This window comes from Bradyrhizobium brasilense, assembly GCF_029714345.1.
Classification (GTDB): domain Bacteria; phylum Pseudomonadota; class Alphaproteobacteria; order Rhizobiales; family Xanthobacteraceae; genus Bradyrhizobium; species Bradyrhizobium australafricanum.
Genome location: NZ_CP121669.1, coordinates 2,796,616 through 2,818,286, shown reverse-complemented (window position 1 = coordinate 2,818,286; position 21,671 = coordinate 2,796,616). Strand labels below are relative to the sequence as shown.

Sequence of the window (21,671 nt, the reverse complement as noted above, 5' to 3'; positions counted from 1 at the left end):
CGAAGGCCGGCGCGCATCGAAAAAGAATGGAGCGAGCCATGCGAAACAGAATACTTGCCGTTGCAGCGGTTGCTGCTGCGATCACGGTGCCGGCTGTTGCCGCACAGGCCCAGACCGTTGGCGTCGTCCGCGGTGGCCCGCCGGTTGCAGTCGATGATGACGAAGGCATTACTGTCGAGCAGCGTCCGGCCTTCCGCGAGTACATCGTGCGCGAGCGCGTGCCGAACTACACGGTTCCGGATCGCATCGTGGTCGGCACCGTGCTGCCGGACGCCGGCGTGACCACCTACGACGTGCCGCAGCGGTTCGGCGCGACGCCCTATCGTTACACCGTCGTGAACGGTGAGACCGTTCTGGTCGAGCCGCGTTCGCGACGGATCGTTCAGGTGGTCGACTAGATCAACGTCAGCACGATCGCCTGAACGACAGTCCGGGCGCCGCGCAAGCGGATGTGCGCGAGGATCGACCGGACCAGAAAGCCCCGCCCGGCTTCCCCTCCGGGCGGGGCTCTTCCGTTCTGATGCCGTGCCGGGTTACGACTTGAGGATCGAGAGTAGCGTCGAGGTCGACTTGTAGCTCTTGATCGCGGCGTCCTGGAAATCCTGCGTCCAGTTGGCCGCCTGGCGCTCCTCCGCGCTCATCGAAGAATATTGCTTGAGGATGCCGAGGCTGAACTGGCGCGGATCGCCGGCGGTCTGGCTCTGCTTCAGCGCGTCGAGCACGGCGAGACGCGTCCGCGTATTGAGTTCCTGCTTGGCCGCGAAGATCTCCTCGGTGGAGAACTTCTTGTCCTGGTTCAGCGAGATCGCCGAGAGCGAGCGGTTGTCGAGCGAGGACAGGTCGGCGAGTTGTCCGGTCTTGCGGCGGGAATCGTAGACCAGTTCCTTGCCGCTCTTTACCGCCTCGCTCTTCTGCCGATCGAGGAAGGCGCGCACGTCGCTGGCGATGCTGCTGAAGTCGCGCGTGGTGCTCTTTGTGGGAGGCGCCGTCCCCGCCAGTGCGGCCGCGATCGGATCGCCGGAAATTCCAGATGGCGCCGTGTTGGGATCCTGCTGCGTCGCCTGATAGCCCTTCAGCACCGCGGCGCGCTGGCTGGCCCAGGTTGCGGTGGCCTTCTCCTCATCGCTCGCACCATCGAGATAATCGAGCGCGGCCTTGTAGCTGACGCTGTAGTCGCCGGTCAGGCGCGTGGTCGCCAGCGACGGTTCCATCGCCTTGTCGAAGCGCTGCTTCAGCTCGGTGGCCGCAACCGCCTGCTCGTCCGGGGTGAACTTGCCGCCATTGTTGGTCGAGATCGCAAACAGCGAGCGACGGTCCAGCGTCGAGAGACCGATGGTGGTCTTGCCGTCGACGATCGGTGCCTTGACGCCGGCGACCGTGTAGAGCCGGTCGAGCGTGATGCGCGCATCGCTGGTGACGGCGGCAAAATCCGGCAGCGGCGCCTTGGCGAGCTGCGCGCGGGCGGCGTCCGACAGCGTGAGGTTGGTTGCGGCGTTGGATGTCGAGGACGCCGACAGATCGCCGGCGGTGCCGTCGCCCGACAAGGTCGCCGCCAGCGATGGCGTCGCTGCTGCCCGCGCATAGGCCGAACCATATTGGGCGTAGGGATTGGGCGTGGTGCCGATCGAGGTCATCGGGCGGTCCCTGCATTGGCGCGAGGGGCGATTTCTTAAGAAATCGTTGCTTCGTCAGGACCTTCGCAGGGCATGGTTAACAAATTGCAAATTGTGTCGAAATATTTCGGGAGGCCGGATCAGTCGCGCCTTCGCGCGACCAGCCGGTGAATGACCTTGCCGGACGAGGCACTGACGACCTCCGCGTCGAGCAGCAGCTCGACCGCCGCCAGCTCGGACCGCACCAGCGCCGTATCGAACGCTGCGTAGAGCCGTCCATGTGCATCGCGCGCATCGTCGCCCGTGGTGACGCGCCAGCTCAGATAGAGGACGCCGCCGGGTCTCACGAGTTCGAACATTCGGCGCACCGACGGCGCGATCAGCGCGTGATCGAGATGCATGATCACGGTCTCGCACAGCACATTATCGAAGTTGCCGGAGGCGATGCCGGACAGGTCTGGCAGCTCAGCGTGCGCAAAGCGCAAGGCCGGATAGCGGACGCGCGCTTGCGCGAGAAGGCCCTCGGAGGCGTCATAGCCCTCGGCCGGAAAGCCGTGGGCATTCAGCCAGGCCACCTCGCGGCCGCTGCCGCAGCCGATATCGGCGGTCGCGCCGCCCTTGATGAAGAATTGCGCGACGATCTCCTGCAGATCGACCGGCGCCGGCTGTTCGTGCCAGTCCTGCGCAAACGCCGCCGCGTCCTTGTCGTAAGCGGCGAGCGTCGCGCGGTCCATCGATCAGCCCTCGATCCGGGAGAAATCCGCTACCGCACGCGTCGCGGCGCGGATCTCGTTGAGCAGCTTCAGGCGGTTTTCGCGCACCTTGGGATCGTCGTCGTTGACCTTGACCTTGTCGAAGAACGCATCGACCGCCGGACGGAGCTTGGCCATCGCGCTCATCGCAGCGGCAAAGTCTTCCTTGGCGACGGCGGCGGAGGCCTCGGCCTTCACCTGGTCGATCGCCCTCGCCAGCGTCTTCTCTTCGTCGAGCGTGTAGAGCGCGGCATCAGGCGCGCCGTCGAAGGTCCGCTTGTCCTTCTTCTCCTCGATGCTGAGGATGTTGCTGGCGCGTTTGGTGCCCGCGAGCAGGTTCTTGCCGTCGTCGCTGTCGAGGAATTTGCCAAGCGCTTCGACGCGGCGCACGACGAGCAGCAGATCGTCCTGGCCGCCGAGCGAGAACACGGCATCGACGAGATCGTGACGCGCGCCCTGATCGCGGAGCTGAACCTTCAGACGGTCGGCGAAGAACAGCTCGAGCTCACGAATGGCCACAAAGGGATCAGAAAACCCCAATCGGGCCTGCGCCCACACAAGTCCTTCGTATTCGAATCCACTAACTCCCTGCTCATCACTTAATGTGAAAGCTATGGAGCTAAATTCGTCTCGCAGCCGAAATTCCTCTAAGCTCTTTGGTGAGCGAATATGCTCGAAATGCCTTCCTTTCAATTTTCGGCCGCTGTCATCCTCATCCTCTGAATTAATCGGGTCAGATACTAGGAGTACGGATCGATATCGATTGTCCCATAGATGGATGGTTGACCAGATCGCGGACTCAAAAAGCGGGCGCAACGGTAGGCGCAGATCGTTCTCCAGGATTAGCCGAATCACGCCAATCGCCGCTCTACGGAGCGCGTACGGATCCTTTGAACCGGTTGGGAATTCCCTCATCCAAAAGAACATGGAAAGAGTGTCGATCTTGTCCGCGAGTGCCACGGCCACACTGACCGGATCGGTCGGCACGCGGTCGGTCGGCCCCTGCGGCTTCCAGTGCTCCTCGCTCGCCGCGGCGACCGACGCATCCTCGCCCTGCGCCAGCGCGTAATACTTGCCCATCAGGCCCTGCAACTCGGGGAATTCGCCGACAACTTCCGTCAGCAAATCCGCCTTTGCGAGATGCGCCGCGCGTTTTGCCCTTTCGGCATCGGCACCAACTAAGGGTGCGAGCTCTTCCGCCAAGCTTTCGATACGTTCAATCCGCTCCGCCTGGGTGCCGAGCTTCTCGTGGAACACAATCTGCTCGAACTTCGGCAGCCGGTCTTCGAGCTTGGTCTTCAGATCGGTCTCGTAGAAGAACTTGGCGTCCGACAGCCGCGGACGGATCACGCGCTCATTGCCGGCGACGATGGTCTTGCCGCCGTCGGGCGCCTCGATGTTGGCGGTCAGCACGAACTTGTTGGTCAGTTTGCCCGTCTTGGGATCCCTGACCACAAAGCACTTCTGGTTGTTGCGGATGGTGGCGCGGATCACCTCGTCGGGGATCGACAGGTATCGCTCCTCGAACGATCCCATCATCACGACCGGCCATTCGACGAGGCCGGAGACCTCGTCGACCAGCACCTGATCCTCGACCAGTTCGAGGCCCTGCGCAAACGCCAGTTCCTTGGCGTCCTCGACGATGATGTCCTTGCGCGCCTGCGGATCGAGGATCACTTTCGCCGCCTTCAGCTTGGCCTCGTAATCCTCGAAGCGGCGCACGGAGATCGTCCCCGGCGCCATGAAGCGATGGCCATAGGTGGTCTGCCCGGCCTCGATGCCGTCGACGGAGAACTTGACGATGTCAGGCTCCTCGGTCTCCAGACCGAAGGTCGCAATGATCGAATGCAGCGGGCGGACCCAGGATAGCGAACCTGACTTGGCCGAGCGCGCGCCCCAGCGCATCGATTTCGGCCAGGGGAAGGTGCGGATGATCACCGGCAGCATTTCCGCGATCACGTCGATCGCGGCGCGGCCGGGCTTCTCGATCAGCGCGATGTAGAAATCGCCCTTCGCGTCTTTCTGGATCTTTGCTTCTTCCAGCGACGTAAGACCGGTCGCTTTCAGAAAGCCCTGCACCGCCGCATCGGGGGCGCCGATCTTCGGGCCGCGACGTTCGGTCTTCAGGTCGGGCTGGCGCGCGGGGATGCCGTGCACGGTGAGCGCAAGACGGCGCGGGGTCGCGAACGCCTTGGCGCCCTCATACACCAGGCCTTCAGCGACCAGCTTGTCGGTCACCATGCGGCGCAGATCGTCGGCCGCTTTCGCCTGCATGCGCGCGGGAATTTCTTCGGAGAACAGTTCGAGGAGAAGATCGGGCATCAGACCGCCCTGCCCGTTTCAGTGTGGATCCATGCCTCGCCGCAGGCCTTCGCCAGGTCGCGCACGCGGGCGATGTAGCTCTGCCGCTCCGTCACCGAGATGACCCCGCGGGCGTCGAGCAGGTTGAACACGTGGCTCGCCTTGATGCACTGGTCGTAGGCCGGCAAGGCCATCAGATGTTCCTTTTGATTCCCACCCTCACGCCAGCCGCCGGCGAGATATTTGCGGCAGGCGTCCTCGGCCATCCTGAACTGCTCGAACAGCATCGCGGTGTCGGCGTGCTCGAAATTGTGTCGCGAATATTCCTGCTCGGCCTGCAGGAAAACATCGCCATAGGTCACCTTCTCGGCGCCCTCGCGGCCGTTGAAGTTGAGGTCGTAGACGCGGTCGACGCCCTGCACATACATCGCGAGCCGCTCGAGTCCGTAAGTAAGCTCGCCCGCGACCGGCGCGCATTCGACGCCGGCGACCTGCTGGAAGTAGGTGAACTGCGACACCTCCATGCCGTCGCACCAGCATTCCCAGCCGAGGCCCCAGGCGCCGAGCGTCGGGCTTTCCCAGTCGTCCTCGACGAAGCGGATGTCATGGACGGCGGCGTCGATTCCGATCGCGGCCAGCGACTTCAGGTACAGGTCCTGAAGGTTCGGCGGCGACGGCTTCATGATCACCTGGAACTGGTAGTAGTGCTGGAGGCGGTTGGGGTTTTCGCCGTAGCGGCCGTCCTTGGGCCGCCGCGAGGGCTGCACATAGGCCGCGTTCCAGGGTTTTGGCCCCAGCGCACGCAGCGTGGTCGCGGGATGGAAGGTGCCGGCGCCCATTTCCATGTCGTAGGGCTGCAGGATGACGCAACCCTGCTCGGCCCAGAACCGCTGGAGGGCCAGGATGAAGCCCTGGAACGAACGTTCCGGGCGCATGTGGTCAGGCAGGGCGTCCATCGTTGGAATCGATCTCGCGAGGGGGTGTGAGGCGCGCGGGACCGTATCGGCGGCAGCCAATGGAATCAAGGCGATGGAGGATGTTTCTGCACCTCGCCCCGCTTGCGGGGAGAGGTCGAAATTCGCGCGCAGCGCGCATTTCGGGTGAGGGGGACTCTCCGCGAACTTAGGTCTTTCGAATCTGCGGAAACAGCCCCTCACCCCGGCCCTCTCCCCGCAAGAGCGGGGCGAGGGAGATCCAAGCCCCCTAGCCCGGGCGATAGGCCCCGGTCACGGGGTCGCGGCGCAGGGTCTTGATTTCGCCCGCGCGGGTGGCCTCGGCCACGCGGGACAATCGCGCCTCTTCGAGTTCCTGGTTGATCCGGACGGCCGTCTTGTACGCCCAGCGGACCACGGCCAGGCTTCCCAAGACGCCTGCGAATGCAATCAGCGGCGGCATCGGTCGATCCTTGTCGTTCACGTCTGTCAGGCCCCCAATGACGGGCATTCTCGCGCAAGGCGGCCTGCGCCGCAATCGCGGTTTTGGGGCTAAATGGCGCGCTCACATCCCTGTGTTCACAGCCCGAATCTGGCCCAAATCGCCCGGGTTTCCAGCGCCGAGATCACCTCGTCCGGCAGCGCGGCCAGTCCATCCAGCGCCGCCAGCGATCCCGCCCCCGGCGCCCGCCGGCCGAGCAGGCCGGACAGCAAGCCGCTGGCCGGCGCAATCACCGGGGTCAGCACCTTGTCGCCATAGCGGGCCCGCAGCGTGGAGCGGATGTCGCCGATGCCGTCGGCGAGCCCGAGACCGATCGCGGTATCGCCGGCCCAGTATTCACCGGTGAACAGCATGTCGTCGGCGCCCTTGAGGCGGCTGCCGCGGCTCTGCTTCACCAGCGTGATGAAGATCGCATGGATCTCGCGCTGGATCGCCTTCAGCCGGGCGACGTCGTCGGGGTTCTCGGGAAGGAACGGATCGAGCATCGCCTTGTGGCTACCCGCCGTATACAGCCGGCGCTCGACCCCGATCTTCTTGATCAGCCCCTCCAGGCCAAAGCTGCCACCGACCACGCCAATCGAGCCGAGGATCGAGGACGGGTCGCAATAGATCTCGTCGCCCGCGCAGGCGATCATGTAGCCGCCGGAGGCCGCGACGTCCTCGACGAACACCAGCACCGGCAACTTCTTCTCGGCGGCGAGTTGCCGGATGCGCAGATAGATCTGCCGTGACTGCACCGGCGAGCCGCCCGGCGAATTGATCACCAGCGCCACCGCCTTGGCATTCCGCGTGCCAAAGGCGCGCTCCAGCATCTTGGCGACGCCGGAGAGTGTCATGCCGGGCCGCAACGGCGTCACCGCGCCGATCACGCCTGCCAGCCGCACCACCGGCACGACGGCCGCGCCGCGCCTGAAGCGCGCCGGCAACACTGCCTGCACGCGTTCGAGCAGTCCCGAACGTCCAGCGTGATCACTTATTTGTTCACTCATGCCGTTACCTCGAATTAACCACTTTTTATCACGCCACTGTCATTGGAATCCGTGGAACGCGTTTTGCATTTTGTCATTGGCGCTGCAATGCGCGGGCGGAGAGGGACTCATGAAAATCTATCTGCTGATTTTGCTGATCGGTACACTCCTGGCGGCGATCCACTTCACGTCCACGCCGGACCGCCAGTCGGAAACGGCTTCGCAGTGATTTAGTGCCTCTGACGACGTGGGCAGCATGCCTGCCCGCTAAAGCGCAATGCCATCGCGCCTTGGCTTCCTGTTCGAGCATGATCTTTTAGCGCCGCGCCAGCGGCAATTCCCCCTTCCCGGCCAGAACCTCCTGCACCCATTTATTGGGCACGCCTGACTCTTCATTGAGCAGCAGTGCGGCATGGAGCCGCGTCGGCGCCCGGCCGCCCTTGGTCGCCCGCACCAGGATTCGGATCGCCGGCGACGTCCCGTCGCCGTGAACCGGCAGGATCTCGACGCTACCAAAACCGCGGTCCAGCGCGGCCAGCACCTCGGCAATGCCGTCGGCCCGCCAGATCAGCGCAAGCTGCCCGTTCGACTTGAGAATTCGCCGCGCCGCGTGAACCCAGCCGGCCAGCGTGGTCGCGCTCGCGACATGGGCGCGCTCGCGCACACCGTCCGGCGAGGCGCGGTGCCGCGACGGATCGTTGAACGGCGGGTTCATCAGCACGACGTCGGCGCTATCCGGCCCGAGGCCGGCATCATCGAAGGCTGCGGCGCCGGCTTCGACATCAAGCACGATCACCTCCGCCATGATCGCGTTGGTGCCGGCATTATTCCGCGCAAGCTCGGCCAGGGCCGGGTCGATTTCGACCAGGACGAGATCGATCCCCCTCACCCGCCGCGCCACCGCCAGCCCGGCCGCGCCGACGCCGGAGCCGAGATCGACGACACGGTCGCCTGATCGAGCCGGCGTCGCCGCGGCGAGCAGGATCGCGTCATGGCCGGCGCGGTGGCCGCTGCGGGGTTGCCGCAGGCGCAATTGGCCCCCGAGAAATCCGTCTTCGGTGATCCCGGCGGCCGCAGACTCGCTTTTTGACGCGTTTTCTTCACGCGAACCGGGGCCCATTTCGCTCGAAAACGCTCTAGTCATCGGCCCGCAATTCGTGGCCGAGGCCGGCATCGGTCAGGAGCTGGCGGGCCTCGTGGTTGTCGTCCTCATGCACAAGGATCCGCCGCGGCAAGACGCCGAGCGAGCCCTCGATGATGCTCATGTTCTGGTCCAGCACCAGATGATGGATGTTAGCGCTGTCGAGCAGCGCGCCGATGGCGGAGACCAGCACCATGTCATTGGTCCGTACCAATTCCCGCAAAATACGCTCTCCTGTCGCCCCCGCAGTGCGGCACTTGCGCCACATGTCAATAACTTGATGGCCTTGCCGCTGCACCGCTCAGTTTCTATTGTTATAGCTGAGCATAGTGCGTATTCGGCAAAATTGGAGACCAGCGTGGCGGTTATTGTACCCTTCGAAAGCCCGTCCAATGCTTCGATCGACGGGCTGGTGGGACTTCTCGCCGCCGACATGGAGCGCGTCAACGCGACGATCCTTTCGCGGACCGGCTCCGAGGTCACCATGATCCCCGAGGTCGCCAATCACCTGATCTCCTCCGGGGGCAAGCGGTTGCGCCCGATGCTGACGCTGGCAATGGCCCAGCTCGCGGACTATTCCGGCGACGGCCATATCAAGCTCGCCGCCGCGGTCGAGTTCATGCACACCGCGACCCTGCTGCATGACGACGTGGTCGACGAGAGCGAGCTGCGCCGCGGCAAATTGTCCGCGCGGATGCTGTGGGGCAACGAGGCCAGCGTGCTGGTCGGCGACTTCCTGCTCGGCCAGGCGTTCCGGATGATGGTCGAGGTCGGCTCGCTCCGCGCGCTCGACATCCTCTCAGCCGCCGCCGCCACCATCGCCGAGGGCGAGGTGATGCAGCTTGCCGCCGCCAAGAACACCGCGACCACCGAGGACGAATATCTCGCCGTGATCCGCGGCAAGACCGCGGAGCTGTTCGCCGCCGCCTGCGAGGTCGGCCCCGTGATAGCCAACCGTCCGAAGGCCGAGCAGACCGCGTGCCGCTCGGTCGGCATGAATCTCGGCATCGCCTTCCAGCTCGTCGACGACGTGCTCGACTATGGCGGCAAATCCGCAAAACTCGGCAAGAATGTCGGCGACGATTTCCGCGAGGGCAAGATCACGCTCCCGGTGGTGCTCGCCTTCCGCCGCGGCAATGACACCGAACGCAAGTTCTGGATCCGCGCGCTGGAGCGCGGCGAGATCGGATCGGCCGACCTCGATCACGCGATCGGGCTGATGACAAAGCACCGCGCCCTGGAAGACACCATCAGCCGCGCCCAGCACTACGGCGCGATGGCGGTCGACGCGCTGGCGCTGTTCCCGCCCTCGCCGATGAAGACCGCGCTGGAAGAGGTCGTCGCGTTCTGCCTGGCGCGCTCTCATTGATCTAGGCACTCGCGAACAACAAGACGGTGTCGTCCCTGCGAAGTAGGGATCCATGCTCTGCGGCCGAAGTTGTGACGGGGACTCGTCGTTCCAACATCGCACAATAAGCAGCATCGGTGGTTATGGGTCCCTGCTTTTGCAGGGACGACACCCAGTTTGTTGCACCGCCCGTCGCAAAATATTTGTCGTCCTGGCGAAGGCCAGAACCCATAGCCACCGAATTTGATGGTGAAAGAGATCGCGGCCCCGGCGTCGCGCAACAATTGCCAATTGGGGTAATGGGTCCTGGCATTCGCCAGGACGACATCGAGTTTGTTTGCCCGGGCAACTCAGGTGTATGGCTCACCCAACAACGTCGGCACGATCGACGGTGTCGTCCCTGCGAAAGCAGGGACCCATACTCCGCGGCGAGAGTTGTAGGCGGGACTCGTCATTCCAGCGTCACGCAAATAACAAGCATCGGTGGTTATAGGTCCCTGCTTTCGCAGGGACGACAGGGTTTGCTGCACCGGCACCCGCTACTCCTTCACCGGCACCCAGATCTCCAGCCCGCCATTGCCGGTACTCGCATCGAACTTCTCGTCGTAGCGCTCGAAGTTCGGCGCGTCCGCGACCTTCATGCCGGATTGCGGCAGCCAGCGATTCCAGATCGTGTTGACGGTGCGGCGGATGGTCGAGATGTGGTCGGCGTGGGTGAACACGACGTATTTCTGCTCGGGAATCCGGACGCGCGCGAACTCGCGCGGCAGGTCGGAGAAATCGGCGACCTCGACGCCGGCGATGTAATCGAAATTGCCGGCATCATCGCCGTTGCAGCAGACGCCATAGGCGACATTGCCGACCTGGCGGGGGATATCCGCGCATTGCTGGTGGAAGCCCTGCCACTGCTTCGGAATGCCGGCATCGCTGCCATTGCCGTGGTTGTAACGCTCGCCGATGCCGGCGACGAGGAACGCCTTTCCGGTGGCAATGCGCGGCGGATCGATGTGGTCGAGAGCTGTCGAGATCATGGTGATCGGCTCCTGGAGATTGAGTGTCGTCAGGCACGTTGTCGCGCGCACCGTCTCGGGCGTGACGCCGAAATGGTCGCGAAACGCGCGGGTGAATGCTTCGTGGGAGCCGTAATCCGCATCCAGCGCGAGGCTGAGAATATCCGGCGCACCGGCCGCGAGTTGGCGCGCGGCTTCGCTGAGCCGCCGGGCCCGCACATAACGCATCACCGAGAACCCGGTCGCCTCCGCGAACGCCCGTACCAGATGGAAGCGCGAGACGCCCGCAACGGCGGCAATCTCGTCGAGCGTCAGCGGCGCGCCGAGATGGCTTTCGATATACCAGAGCGCCTTCTGGGCTGGATTCATGGATGACGGCTTTCCTGCAAAGCTCGGGCATCATGCACGGCTGCCGCGCGCGGCATTTGACAGTCCTTGCTGCCCGGGCGGCGAAACTGTGGTTCCGCTCCACGGAAATTTACCCGCAAAGCCGTCGCTGGCAACAATGTTGCAATCGTGCATACTCGCCGACGCATCGATCCGACGGCTCATCAAGCTGCCCGATAATCAAGACTGCAAGAGCCGCGGCCAGCATGTCAGGGAGGACAATGATGCACCACCAACGCTTGAGCTATGCCAACTGCGTCAAGTCAGCGGCGCTTGCGGGGCTTTTGACGATCGCCGTCGCGAGCGCCGCCAACGCGCAGAAGAAATACGATCCGGGCGCGACCGACACCGAGATCAAGGTCGGCAACATCATGCCCTATTCCGGTCCGGCGTCCGCCTACGCCACGATCGGCAAGACCGAAGCAGCCTATTTCAGCAAGCTCAACAGCGAAGGCGGCATCAACGGCCGCAAGGTCAACTTCATCTCCTACGATGACGCCTACTCGCCGCCGAAGATGGTCGAGCAGGCCCGCAAGCTGGTCGAGAGCGACGAGGTGCTCCTGATCTTCAATCCGCTGGGCACGCCGGGCAATACCGCGATCCAGAAATACATGAACGCCAAGAAGGTGCCGCAGCTGTTCGTCTCCACCGGCGCGGCCAAGTGGAATGATCCGAAGAACTTCCCGTGGACCATGGGCTGGCAGCCGAGCTACCAGGTCGAAGCGCGCATCTACGCCAAGTACATTTTGCAGAACTATCCGGGCAAGTCCATCGGACTGCTCTATCAGAACGACGATTTCGGCAAGGACTATCTGATCGGCCTGCATGACGGGCTCGGCGACCAGGCCAAGAAGCTGATCGTCGTCGAATCCTCCTACGAGACTTCGTCACCGACGGTGGATTCGCAGATCGTGCAGATCAAGGGCGCCAACCCCGACATCTTCGTCAACATTGCAACGCCGAAATTCGCGGCGCAGGCGATCAAGAAAGCCGCCGAGCTCGACTGGCATCCGGTACAGTTCCTGACCAACGTCTCCGGCTCGATCGGCGGCGTGATGAAGCCGGCCGGCTATGAAGCGAGCCAGGGCGTGCTGTCCACGGCGTATCTCAAGGACCCCAAGGATACCGAGTGGAAGAACGATCCGGCGATGACCGAGTGGCGCGCCTTCATGACCAAGTGGTATCCCGAAGGAGACCTCGACGACGCCGCGACCGTATTCGGCTATGGTGTCGCCAAGGGGCTCGAGCAGGTGTTGCGGCAGTGCGGCGACAATCTTACCCGCGAGAATCTGATGAAGCAGGCGGCCAGCCTCAACCTCGAGATCGGCATCTATCTGCCCGGCACCAAGATCAAGACCGGGCCGGACGACTATGCGCCGATCGAGCAGCTGCAGATGATGCGCTTCAAGGGCGAGAGCTGGGAGCGGTTCGGCCCCATCATGAGCGGCGAGAAGAGCAGTTGAGGGCTTTCCTCCACAACTTTGCGGTTCGTGATGCCCGGCCGTGCGCCGGGCATCCACGTCTTCGACATGATTCACGAGCAAGACTTGTCGCAAGCAAGACTCGTTACGAGCAAGATTTGCGATGGCCGGAACCCAGACCAGCCGAAGCGACGCCGTTCTTCAGGCTCAAGTGTCCGGCCACCACGAATTCCAGGCACATCCTGCGATCGGAAGGACAACAACAATGAAAATCACCGACGTCCGCGCCCACCATATCCGCATTCCCTATGACGCCGGGCCCGCGAGCTTCCGCCAGGGAGCTTCCGCGATCTCGGCGCTCGACATGGTGCTGGTCGAGGTTTCGACCGACGCCGGCCTCACCGGCTGGGGCGATGCCTTCGCCTATGTCTGCCCGAAGACGAGCTGCACGGCGGTGGCCGAGATGATCGCGCCGCAGGCGCGCGGCCTCGAGGTGCCCGACGCCGCCAGCATCCCCGCCGCGATGGAGCAGATCCAGCGCAACCTGCATCTGTTCGGCCGCTACGGCATCACGATGTTTGCGATCTCGGCGCTCGACATCGCGCTGTGGGATCTCGCTGGCAAGGTGAAGGGCGTGCCGCTGCATCAACTGATCGGCGGCGCGAAGCGGAGCACGATCCCGGCCTATGCCAGCCTGATGCGGATCGGCAATCCCGCGCATATCGCCGCCGAATGCAAGAAGGCGATCAAGCTGGGCTATTCCGCGATCAAGCTGCACGAGACCACGGTGCCTGCGGTCACCGCCGCGCGCGAGGCGATCGGCCCCGGCGTGCCGCTGATGGTCGACATGAACTGCCCGCTGGACGGACCCGCGGCGATCCAGTTCGCGCGCGACTGCAAGCAGGCCGCGCCGCTGTTCCTGGAGGAGCCGGTCTGGCCGCCGGAGGATTTTGCGACGCTCGCCGAGGTGCGCAGAGAAGGCCGGCTCGATATCGCGGCCGGCGAGAACGCCTGCACCGTGCATCAATTCCGCCAGATGATGACCGCGGGCGCGGTCAGTCACGCGCAGCCCTCCGTGATCAAGGTCGGCGGCATCACCGAATTCCTGAGGGTGGCCGTCCTCGCGGACGAGTTCGGCGTCCAGGTGATTCCGCACTCGCCCTATTTCGGGCCGGGCTTCCTCGCCACGCTGCATCTGATGGCGATCCGCGACGCGGGGCTGATCGAGGTGTTCTTCATGAAGCGTCCGGCCTGCCTGTGGGGCGATCGCATCGACGTCGACGCCAACGGCCATGTCGCCGTGCCGCAGGGCCCCGGCCTCGGCTACGAGCCGGATCGCGACGTGATGGAGCAGTATCGGGTGGCGTGAGGAGCCCGGCTCGTTCCATCGTCATTGCGAGGAGCGAAGCGACGAAGCAATCCATCTCTCCGCATGCGCGGTGGAATGGATTGCTTCGCTTCGCTCGCAATGACGATTTCCTACTTCGTCCCATCCTTCGCGGCGGGCGCGGCATCCTTCGCCGGCGGCGCGTCGGCTTTCTTCTTCAGATCCTCGGTCAGCTTGACCTGCGCTGTTTGCAGATCGGTGACGAGCTTCTGCAAGCTCGCGACCGAACTCTGCAAGCTCACGATCTGCCGATTGGTGGCATCGAGCTTCTGCTGATGATCCGATGTGAGCTTGTTGATCGTCTTCTGCAGGAAATCGACATTGCTCTGCAGACAGCTGGTGCGCCGCTCCATGGTTTTCTCGACGGTGCAGATCTCGATGCCGGGAACGTCCTGCGCATGCGCAGTTCCGGCGAGGCCGAGTGCGAGCGGTGCCAGCAAGGCGAGAACAAAACGAGCAGTCATCGGCGTCTCCAGGCAAATGCGTCATTCACAGTTTTGTGCTCGCGACGCTGAAAGCGAGGCAGACATACCACACTGAAACCGCATTCAAGCGGTGTGCTTCACCCATTACGGGACTACTCGTGGGGACGGGGGCCTCGGAACTTGTTTGGTTCGATCCCTTTTGGCTCGGCCTTGGGCAGTGGAGACAGATCGCATGGCAACGCGCGAAAAACGGATGGCGCAATTCGACGGCAATGGCGAACCTGCGCCGGAACAGCGCGTGGAAGTACTTTGTGAGGATCATAGCGGAACGTATCAGCTGCCGTTCGCCTGCCGCTTCGTCAACGGCCAGTGGCGCAACGACACCACCGGCGGCGCGCTGGAAGCCAACGTCATCGCCTGGCGGAAGCCGCGCGAGAAGCAGGCGGGCATGGCCTGAGGCCGGCATCGGCGCGCGCTGTTTCAAAACGCGACGCGCGCGCACCGTGCCTTAAGATTTGGAACGCGGGTGGAACGAACCGCGTCCGAATCACTGATCGAGCAGCGTACTGCGTTGTTCACGGCTAGATGTGGTCATCAGCCCGAGGCTGCGCACCACATACAGAAGCATGACGATCGGCCGCAGCCAGCGGCCGATAACAAAGGTTAACTCCTCCGCAGACGACATTGCGATCCCTCCTCTCTGTACTCCTGGCGATCATTTCCACGGCGTGATCGGCGGCACCGTTTCGGTCGCCGGCGGCACATCCACGGTCTTGAAATCGGCAGGGCTGACAATCTCGAGGTATTCCATGTCCTTCGAGTAATCGAACAGGTAGTGGGTGATGCCGGGACGCTGATGGATGACGTCACCCGCCTCGACCAGCGTCTCCTTGTCCTCGTACATGAAGCGCGCCCAGCCCTTGGTCATGATGACGATCTGAAAATCGCACAGATGCTTGTGCCAGCCGGTGCCCTGCTCCGGCGGCATGTCGGGATTGGCCTTGACCAGGTGGCAGATCACCTGCCCGCTGGTGGCATCGGCGATACCAAGATCACGATACAGGAAGAAGTCGCGCAGACCTCCGCCCTTGAACTCGGTGTCACCGGGTTTGACGTGGGAAAATTTGCTGACGACGGCGTGCTGGTTCATTTCAAGCCTCCACGGTTCTCGTGTTCGCGAGATCGCGGCGCGGCTCGGCGTCCAAATTTTCGGCAGCGTCGCATCGTCGCGGTCACAGCTCGGTCATTGCCATGCGAAATCCTTGCCAGCCGGGTTGGGCTGCGGCGAACCGTCTCGCCATGCGCTGGTATCGCCGCGGAAGCATTTGGAGCGAGGCGCGAATTTGCGCTTCGACGGCTGTCGTGCACACCCGTCGCGTGGCGCCAATGCCTGACGCCGACGGCACGTCCATTGAGCAAGGCTTGCCTCGTGCTTGAGCCGCCGATGCAGGCAGGCCGGCCCGGGCGCTGCCTAATATTCGACCTCGAGCTCCTCGACGTCGGCCGGCTCCGCCTTCGCGGCCTCGATCCATTCCTGCATCTCGGGCATCGTCATGATGGTGCTGGCATACACCGCAAGCGCAGGCTCGAGCTTGACGTCATAGGTCATGAAGCGGGTCACGACCGGCGCATACATCGCGTCCGCCATGGTGCGGCGTTCGCCGAACAGGAACGGCCCGCCCGATGCGCCGAGGCAGTCGCGCCAGATGGTGCAGACGCGGTCGATGTCGGCCTGCGCCCGCGACCAGATCTTGAAGCCGGGGAAATGGCCCTTGAGATTGACCGGCAGCGAAGAGCGCAGCGTGGTGAAGCCGGAATGGATTTCGCCCGAGATCGAGCGGCAATGCGCGCGCTGGATCCGGTCTTCCGGCAACAGCCCTGCATGCGGCATGATCTCGTTGAGATACTCGCCGATCGCGAGCGTATCCCAGACCGTCGCGCCGTCGTGGCGCAGGCAGGGCACCAGGATCGAGGACGACAGCAGCAGCAGCTCGGCGCGGGCCGACGGGTCGTCGGGCGCGGTGACCACCTCCTCGAAGTCGAGCCCGGCGAATTTCGCCAGCAGCCAGCCGCGCAGCGACCAGGAGGAGTAATTCTTGCTGCTGATGGTGAGTGTCGCTTTCGCCATATCTGTCCCTCACGCCTGAACGCGTCCTCGGCTCCCGGATATCGCGCCGGTTCAGCCGCCGCGCACCCGGAGCTATCAGCTTTTGCAGCAAGCCACGTGCCAATTTGCCGGGCGGCCGGCCCGCCTCTGGCGTCGATATTGCATGGCAAGCCAAGCCACGGGTGGATGCGTATGATGTCAATGATGTACCAAGCCTATCAGAACCACATGGACCTCACGGCGCCATGGCGGACCGGGGCTGCAGCGGCGCTGAAATACCTCAATCTGGTGCCGCAGGGCGCCGCTGACCGGATGTATGGCCGGCTCGCGGCCGCGCTCGAGCTGATCTCGCGCTCCAGCCTGACCTACGCGCGGCCCCCTTATGGCATCGGCAGCGTGACGGTCGGCAACAGGGAGTTAGAGGTGACCGAGGAGGTCGCCTATGCCACGCCGTTCGGCTCGCTGCTGCATTTCAGGAAGGTCGACGGCCCGGAGCAGCCGCGGCTGCTCTTGGTGGCGCCGATGTCCGGGCATTTCGCCACGCTGCTGCGCGGCACCGTCAAGACGCTGCTGCAGGACCACGACGTCTACATCACCGACTGGCACAATCCGCGCGACATCCCGCGCAGCGAGGGCCGCTTCGGGCTCGAGGACTACACCGACCATCTGATCGACTTCCTCGGCCAGCTCGGCCCACGCGCCCATATGGTGGCGATCTGCCAGCCTTCGGTGTCGGCGCTGGCGGCCGCCGCGATCATGTCGGAAGACGATCATCCGGCGCGGCCAGCGTCGCTGACCCTGATGGCCGGGCCGATCGACACAAGGATCCAGCCGACCAAGGTGAACGAATTCGCCAAGAGCAAGCCGATCAAATGGTTCGAGGACAATCTGATCAACTACGTGCCGATGCAGTGCAAGGGCGCGTTGCGCCAGGTCTATCCCGGCTTCGTGCAGCTCACGGCGTTCGTGTCGATGAATCTGGAGCGGCACATCAAGCAGCATATCGATCTGGCCCACCATCTCGCCAAGGGCGAGACCGCCAAGGCCGAGGTGATCAAGACCTTCTACGACGAATATTTCGCGGTCATGGACCTGCCGGCGGAGTTTTACATCGAGACGGTGCGCGACGTATTCCAGGACCATCTGTTGCCACAGGGCATGCTGATGCATCGCGGCCGCCCGGTGAATCCGGCGGCGATCCGGCGCATGGGGTTGATGACGGTGGAAGGCGAGAAGGACGACATCTGCTCGATCGGCCAAACGCTCGCCGCGCAAGACCTCTGCACCGGAGTCCGCACCTATCGCAAGGTGCATCACATGCAGGCCGGCGTCGGCCATTACGGCGTGTTTTCCGGCAAGCGCTGGAACAACGAGATCTACCCGCTGCTGCGCGACTTCGTGCATGTGAATTCGTGACAGATTCCCCGTAGCCCGGATGAAGCGAAGCGCAATCCGGGAAGGTGTTTCCGCGGAGAAGCCGCTCCCGGATTTCGCTCCGCTTCATCCGGGCTACGAAATCTCGCCTCCCGACAATGCTCCATCTGCATCGTTGCGCGCTTCGCAAAGACGCTGCGGCTAGCCATGCATCCCATCAGGCAGTAGTCTCCCCCGCCACGACGACCCGCTTCCGAAGAATCGTCCAGGGAGAAACTCCATGCGCGCGCCCACTGCCTTCCGTGCCCTCACGCTCGCCGTCATCGGCGCCCTCGCCTTCACCTCAGCCGCATCCGCCGCCGAAGTCCATGTCATGATCTCGGGCGGACTGACGGCGGCCTACAAGGCGCTGGTGCCGGAGTTCGAACGCAAGACCGGGCACAAGGTGGTGACCGCCTTCGGGCCGTCGATGGGCACCACGACCAACGCCATTCCGGTGCGGCTGGAGCGCGGCGAGCCGGCCGACGTGCTGATCATGGTCGGCTATGCGCTCGGCGATCTCATCAAGCAGGGCAAGGTGCCGGCCGACAGCCGCGTCGACCTTGTGAAGTCGCCGATCGGCATCGCGGTCAAGTCAGGCGCGGCGAAGCCGGACATCGGTTCGGCCGACAGCGTCAAGCAGGCGCTACTGGCGGCGAAATCGGTCGCCTATTCGGACAGCGCCAGCGGCGTCTATGTCTCGACCGAGATGTTCGCAAAGCTCGGCATCGCCGATCAGATGAAGGACAAGGCGCGGATGATCCCGGCGACCCCGGTCGGCGAGATCGTGGCCAAGGGCGAGGCCGAGATCGGCCTGCAGCAGATCTCCGAGTTGAAGCCGGTTGCCGGCATCGACATCGTCGGTCCGCTGCCGGAGCCGTTGCAAAAGATCACGGTATTTTCCGCCGGGATCGCGACGGTCGCAAAGGAGCGTGAGGCCGGCAAGGCGCTGATCAACTTCCTCGCCTCGCCGGATGCGCACGACGCGCTGGTGAACAGTGGGCTCGATCCGATTGCGACGGGCGGGACGCACTGAAGTCGGCCTCTCTCTCTCCCCGTCATCCTCTTCCCTCCCCGTCATCCTGAGGCGCGAGCGGAGCGAGCCTCGAAGGATGAATCGGCCACCAGCGGGGCCGTTCATCCTTCGAGACGCGCTACGCGCTCCTCAGGATGACGGGAAGAGGGCCGGCTATCCCTACCGCCAATGATGCGCGCCGTAGGCAAGCAGCAGCACCACGACCAGCGCCAGCAGCAGCGTGGTCGACTTCCAGAACAGCACCGGGTTGCGCTCGATCAGCGGGGTCGATGACGTCGTCAGATATTTTGCGTTGGGATTGCGCAGGTCGAACAGGAACTCCGAAAAGCTCTCATAGCGCTTGAGCGGGTTGGCATGCACGGCGCGCTCCAGCGCGCCGTCGACCCAGCCCGGGATCTCGCGCCCGCGATGCGCGGCCGGACGATAGACCAGCCGGTTGAAGTCGGATCGTGTCCGGGCCCGCGCGATCTGCGCGCCGTAGGGCAAGCGTCCCGTCAGCATCTGGTAAGTGACGACGCCGAGCGAGAACAGGTCGGAGCGCGCCGTGCCGCCCTCGCCGAGGAAATATTCCGGCGCGGTGTATTGCTGGGTGCCCAGGATGTCCTCGACGCCCGCCGGCGCCGCCTCGGCGACACCAGCGATCCGCGTCGAGCCGAAATCGATGATCTTCACCGTGCCGGTCCTGTCGATCATGATGTTGTCGGGCCTGACGTCCTGGTGCAGCATCTCCTTGCGGTGGAACGCGCGCAGCCCTTTTGCAATCTGCTCGGTGATACCGCGTACCGTCTCCAGCGCAGGAGTTGGATTGTCCGTGATCCACTGCGTCAGGGTCTGACCGTCGATATATTCCATCGTGACGTAAAGGAAATTGCGCTTGCGCTGCGGCAGAAACGGCTTCAGCACATGCGGGCTGTCGATCCGCCGGGCGACCCATTCTTCCATCATGAAACGCTTCAGATAGGCCGGATCGTCGCGCAGGTCGATCGAAGGGATTTTGATCGTGACCGTGGTGGCGCTGTCCTCATCGACCGCGAGATAGATGTGGCTACGGTGCGATGCGTGCAGTTCGCGCACGATGCGATAGCCGTCGAACAGCATCCGTGCGTCGAGCAGCGGCGGCAGCGGCAGTTCGGTCGGCTGGCCGAACACCTCGCCGGCGTCGCCGTCGGGCAATTCGTCGATCCGGACGATCTGCACGGTGAGATTGTCCGGGCTGCCGTTCTCATAGGCCTGTTCGACGATCGATTTCGCGGCAACATCGAGATCGGCGGCGCCGTCCTTGATCGTCTTCGCCAGCTGCCGCGCCGGGACATGCTCGTAGATGCCGTCGGTCACCAGCAGGAAGATGTCGCCGCGCTCCAGCGGGAGAGCCTGGTAGTCGATCTCGAGCTGCGGGTTCACGCCGAGCGCGCGGCCGAGATAGCTCTGCTGCGAGGAGATCACGACGCGGTGGTCGTTGGTCAGTTGCTCGAGGCTGTTGCCGGCGACGCGGTAGATCCTGGAGTCGCCGACGTGGAACAGGTGCGCCGTGGTCGACCGGATGACCAGGGCGCTCAGCGTGCAGACGTAACCCTTGTCCTTGTCGTAGGGATTTTGGCTGCGCCTGGTCTGCGCGTGCAGCCAGGAATTGGTCGCCTCCAGCACGCGCTGCGCCGAGGACTTCACCGACCAGGATTCCGAGGTGCAGTAGTAGTCGGTCAGGAAGCTCTTGACCGCGGATTCGGCGGCGATGCGGCCGACGCTGCTCGAGGAGATGCCGTCGGCGAGCACCACCGCGATGCCCTTCAGGCCGAGCAGCGGCTCGCCGGGGATCAAGGCGCCGTGGAAGTCCTGATTGGCGTCCTTGCGGCCCTGATCAGAGAATTGCCCGACCGATATTGTCAGCGCGCGCGGCATCGACCGTCCCAAAGCCAATGGGGCCCTCCGTGACAGGAGAGCCCCATAAGTCGTCGAGGATCAAGCCGCGAGGCGCTGGCGCTTCGGCGCCGTCTTCACATGCGTGGTGTAGAGCGTGAGCCCGGTGAAGGCGAGGCCGCCGGCGAGATTGCCGAGCACGGTCGGGATCTCGTTCCAGATCAGGTAGTCCATGATCGAGAACTTCGCATGCAGCATCAGTCCCGACGGGAACAGGAACATGTTCACCACCGAATGCTCGAACACCATGTAGAAGAACACCAGGATCGGCATCCACATCGCGATCACCTTGCCGGGCACCGTGGTGGAAATCATCGCGCCGACGACGCCGGTCGAGACCATCCAGTTGCAAAGCATGCCGCGGATGAACAGCGTGGCCATGCCCGCCGCGCCATGCGCCGCGTAGCCCAGCGTTCGGCCTTCGCCGATGTTGCCGATGGTCATGCCGACCTTGTCGGGCTCCTGCGTGAAGCCGAACGTCGTCACGAACGCCATCATGAACGCCACCGTGAGCGCGCCTCCGAAATTGCCGATGAAGACGAGAGCCCAGTTGCGCAGCACACCGCCAAGCGTAACGCCGGGGCGCTTGTCGAGCAGCGCCAGCGGCGAGAGCACGAACACGCCGGTCAATAGATCGAAGCCCAGCAGATAGAGCATGACGAAACCGACTGGAAACAACAATGCTCCGACAAGCGGCTGACCCGTATTGACGTTGATCGTCACGGCGAACCAGGCCGCCAGCGCCAGGATCGCGCCGGCCATATAGGCGCGGATCACGGTGTCGCGGGTCGACATGAAGATCTTGGATTCGCCGGCATCCACCATCTTGGTGACGAATTCGGACGGAGCGAGATAGGCCATTCGTAAAATCCCCTTGCGCAATTCGGCCGCGCCGGTTGCCTGCCGGAAGCGACGCGGGTTGGTTGAAATGCTCGTTCGTCCGGGAGATGGGGGGTTCAACGATTGCTCGAGACGCCCGGGCCGGGCGCCTTGATCCCCTCGCCTCGGCCAGCA

At 63.9% G+C, this 21,671-nt stretch carries 22 protein-coding genes; 7 read left to right on the top strand and 15 right to left on the bottom strand.

All coding sequences use genetic code 11. The features are described 5' to 3' along the window. Nucleotides 1-38: 38 nt before the first annotated feature. Nucleotides 39-398 (top strand): DUF1236 domain-containing protein, encoded by a 360-nt coding sequence (locus QA635_RS12965; protein ID WP_028343713.1) that lies wholly within the window; start codon nucleotides 39-41, stop codon nucleotides 396-398. Between the two features lie 135 nt (nucleotides 399-533). On the opposite strand, the gene QA635_RS12960 is transcribed toward QA635_RS12965, so the two are convergent. The 8 genes from QA635_RS12960 to QA635_RS12925 form a co-directional block, all read right to left on the bottom strand. Continuing rightward, entirely contained in the window at nucleotides 534-1,634 is a 1,101-nt protein-coding gene (locus QA635_RS12960) for a hypothetical protein (protein WP_283069474.1), read from the bottom strand. Between the two features lie 119 nt (nucleotides 1,635-1,753). Beyond that, complete coding sequence (locus QA635_RS12955) at nucleotides 1,754-2,347, bottom strand: class I SAM-dependent methyltransferase (protein ID WP_283069472.1); 594 nt, start codon at nucleotides 2,345-2,347, stop codon at nucleotides 1,754-1,756. Nucleotides 2,348-2,350: 3 nt separating this feature from the next. Continuing rightward, on the bottom strand, nucleotides 2,351-4,687 hold the full coding sequence (gene glyS / locus QA635_RS12950) for a glycine--tRNA ligase subunit beta (protein ID WP_283069471.1): 2,337 nt from the start codon (nucleotides 4,685-4,687) through the stop codon (nucleotides 2,351-2,353). Further along, nucleotides 4,687-5,622, bottom strand: a complete 936-nt coding sequence (locus QA635_RS12945) for a glycine--tRNA ligase subunit alpha (RefSeq protein ID WP_283069469.1) — start codon at nucleotides 5,620-5,622, stop codon at nucleotides 4,687-4,689. Before QA635_RS12945 ends, glyS begins: the two co-directional genes overlap by 1 nt. Nucleotides 5,623-5,869: 247 nt before the next feature. Beyond that, complete coding sequence (locus QA635_RS12940) at nucleotides 5,870-6,061, bottom strand: hypothetical protein (protein WP_026193154.1); 192 nt, start codon at nucleotides 6,059-6,061, stop codon at nucleotides 5,870-5,872. 116 nt (nucleotides 6,062-6,177) lie between these two features. Next, complete coding sequence (locus QA635_RS12935; protein ID WP_076824002.1) at nucleotides 6,178-7,089, bottom strand: S49 family peptidase; 912 nt, start codon at nucleotides 7,087-7,089, stop codon at nucleotides 6,178-6,180. 295 nt (nucleotides 7,090-7,384) lie between these two features. Continuing rightward, nucleotides 7,385-8,188: a tRNA1(Val) (adenine(37)-N6)-methyltransferase gene (locus QA635_RS12930; protein ID WP_283071617.1), complete on the bottom strand. Its 804-nt coding sequence runs from the start codon at nucleotides 8,186-8,188 to the stop codon at nucleotides 7,385-7,387. Between the two features lie 16 nt (nucleotides 8,189-8,204). Further along, a complete protein-coding gene (locus QA635_RS12925; RefSeq protein ID WP_026193157.1) occupies nucleotides 8,205-8,432 on the bottom strand; it encodes a putative signal transducing protein in 228 nt (75 codons plus the stop codon). Between the two features lie 135 nt (nucleotides 8,433-8,567). Between QA635_RS12925 and QA635_RS12920 the strand changes: the two genes are divergently transcribed. Then, a complete protein-coding gene (locus QA635_RS12920) occupies nucleotides 8,568-9,578 on the top strand; it encodes a polyprenyl synthetase family protein (RefSeq protein WP_057015096.1) in 1,011 nt (336 codons plus the stop codon). A 518-nt stretch (nucleotides 9,579-10,096) separates the two neighbouring features. On the opposite strand, the gene QA635_RS12915 is transcribed toward QA635_RS12920, so the two are convergent. Continuing rightward, entirely contained in the window at nucleotides 10,097-10,936 is an 840-nt protein-coding gene (locus QA635_RS12915) for an AraC family transcriptional regulator (protein WP_283069463.1), read from the bottom strand. Between the two features lie 239 nt (nucleotides 10,937-11,175). On the opposite strand from QA635_RS12915, the gene QA635_RS12910 reads away from it, so the two are divergent. Together QA635_RS12910 and QA635_RS12905 are read left to right on the top strand one after the other, a co-directional pair. Beyond that, complete coding sequence (locus QA635_RS12910; protein ID WP_283069461.1) at nucleotides 11,176-12,417, top strand: ABC transporter substrate-binding protein; 1,242 nt, start codon at nucleotides 11,176-11,178, stop codon at nucleotides 12,415-12,417. 223 nt (nucleotides 12,418-12,640) lie between these two features. Beyond that, nucleotides 12,641-13,744, top strand: coding sequence for a mandelate racemase/muconate lactonizing enzyme family protein (locus QA635_RS12905; RefSeq protein ID WP_092085751.1), 1,104 nt, complete (start codon nucleotides 12,641-12,643; stop codon nucleotides 13,742-13,744). A gap of 110 nt (nucleotides 13,745-13,854) precedes the next feature. Here QA635_RS12905 and QA635_RS12900 read toward each other — a convergent pair whose 3' ends face one another. Next, a complete protein-coding gene (locus QA635_RS12900) occupies nucleotides 13,855-14,226 on the bottom strand; it encodes a hypothetical protein (protein WP_092085749.1) in 372 nt (123 codons plus the stop codon). Between the two features lie 193 nt (nucleotides 14,227-14,419). On the opposite strand from QA635_RS12900, the gene QA635_RS12895 reads away from it, so the two are divergent. Next, entirely contained in the window at nucleotides 14,420-14,644 is a 225-nt protein-coding gene (locus tag QA635_RS12895; RefSeq protein WP_092085747.1) for a hypothetical protein, read from the top strand. Nucleotides 14,645-14,734: 90 nt separating this feature from the next. Here QA635_RS12895 and QA635_RS12890 read toward each other — a convergent pair whose 3' ends face one another. The 3 genes from QA635_RS12890 to QA635_RS12880 form a co-directional block, all read right to left on the bottom strand. Further along, the gene (locus tag QA635_RS12890) at nucleotides 14,735-14,872 is read right to left on the bottom strand and encodes a hypothetical protein (protein ID WP_016848367.1); all 138 of its coding nucleotides are present in this window, start codon (nucleotides 14,870-14,872) and stop codon (nucleotides 14,735-14,737) included. 30 nt (nucleotides 14,873-14,902) lie between these two features. After that, on the bottom strand, nucleotides 14,903-15,337 hold the full coding sequence (locus QA635_RS12885; protein ID WP_016848368.1) for a cupin domain-containing protein: 435 nt from the start codon (nucleotides 15,335-15,337) through the stop codon (nucleotides 14,903-14,905). Between the two features lie 321 nt (nucleotides 15,338-15,658). Then, nucleotides 15,659-16,315, bottom strand: a complete 657-nt coding sequence (locus QA635_RS12880; protein WP_168857485.1) for a glutathione S-transferase family protein — start codon at nucleotides 16,313-16,315, stop codon at nucleotides 15,659-15,661. A gap of 171 nt (nucleotides 16,316-16,486) precedes the next feature. Here QA635_RS12880 and QA635_RS12875 point away from each other — a divergent pair, with 171 nt between their 5' ends. Together QA635_RS12875 and QA635_RS12870 are read left to right on the top strand one after the other, a co-directional pair. After that, nucleotides 16,487-17,710 (top strand): polyhydroxyalkanoate depolymerase, encoded by a 1,224-nt coding sequence (locus tag QA635_RS12875; RefSeq protein ID WP_283069457.1) that lies wholly within the window; start codon nucleotides 16,487-16,489, stop codon nucleotides 17,708-17,710. Between the two features lie 238 nt (nucleotides 17,711-17,948). After that, nucleotides 17,949-18,743, top strand: coding sequence for a substrate-binding domain-containing protein (locus tag QA635_RS12870; RefSeq protein WP_283069455.1), 795 nt, complete (start codon nucleotides 17,949-17,951; stop codon nucleotides 18,741-18,743). Nucleotides 18,744-18,902: 159 nt separating this feature from the next. Here the strand turns inward: QA635_RS12870 and QA635_RS12865 are convergent, their stop codons facing one another. Both QA635_RS12865 and QA635_RS12860 read right to left on the bottom strand, forming a co-directional pair. After that, nucleotides 18,903-20,639, bottom strand: coding sequence for a bifunctional protein-serine/threonine kinase/phosphatase (locus QA635_RS12865; RefSeq protein ID WP_283071616.1), 1,737 nt, complete (start codon nucleotides 20,637-20,639; stop codon nucleotides 18,903-18,905). Between the two features lie 60 nt (nucleotides 20,640-20,699). Beyond that, nucleotides 20,700-21,518: a formate/nitrite transporter family protein gene (locus tag QA635_RS12860; RefSeq protein ID WP_137480433.1), complete on the bottom strand. Its 819-nt coding sequence runs from the start codon at nucleotides 21,516-21,518 to the stop codon at nucleotides 20,700-20,702. Nucleotides 21,519-21,671: the final 153 nt, after the last annotated feature.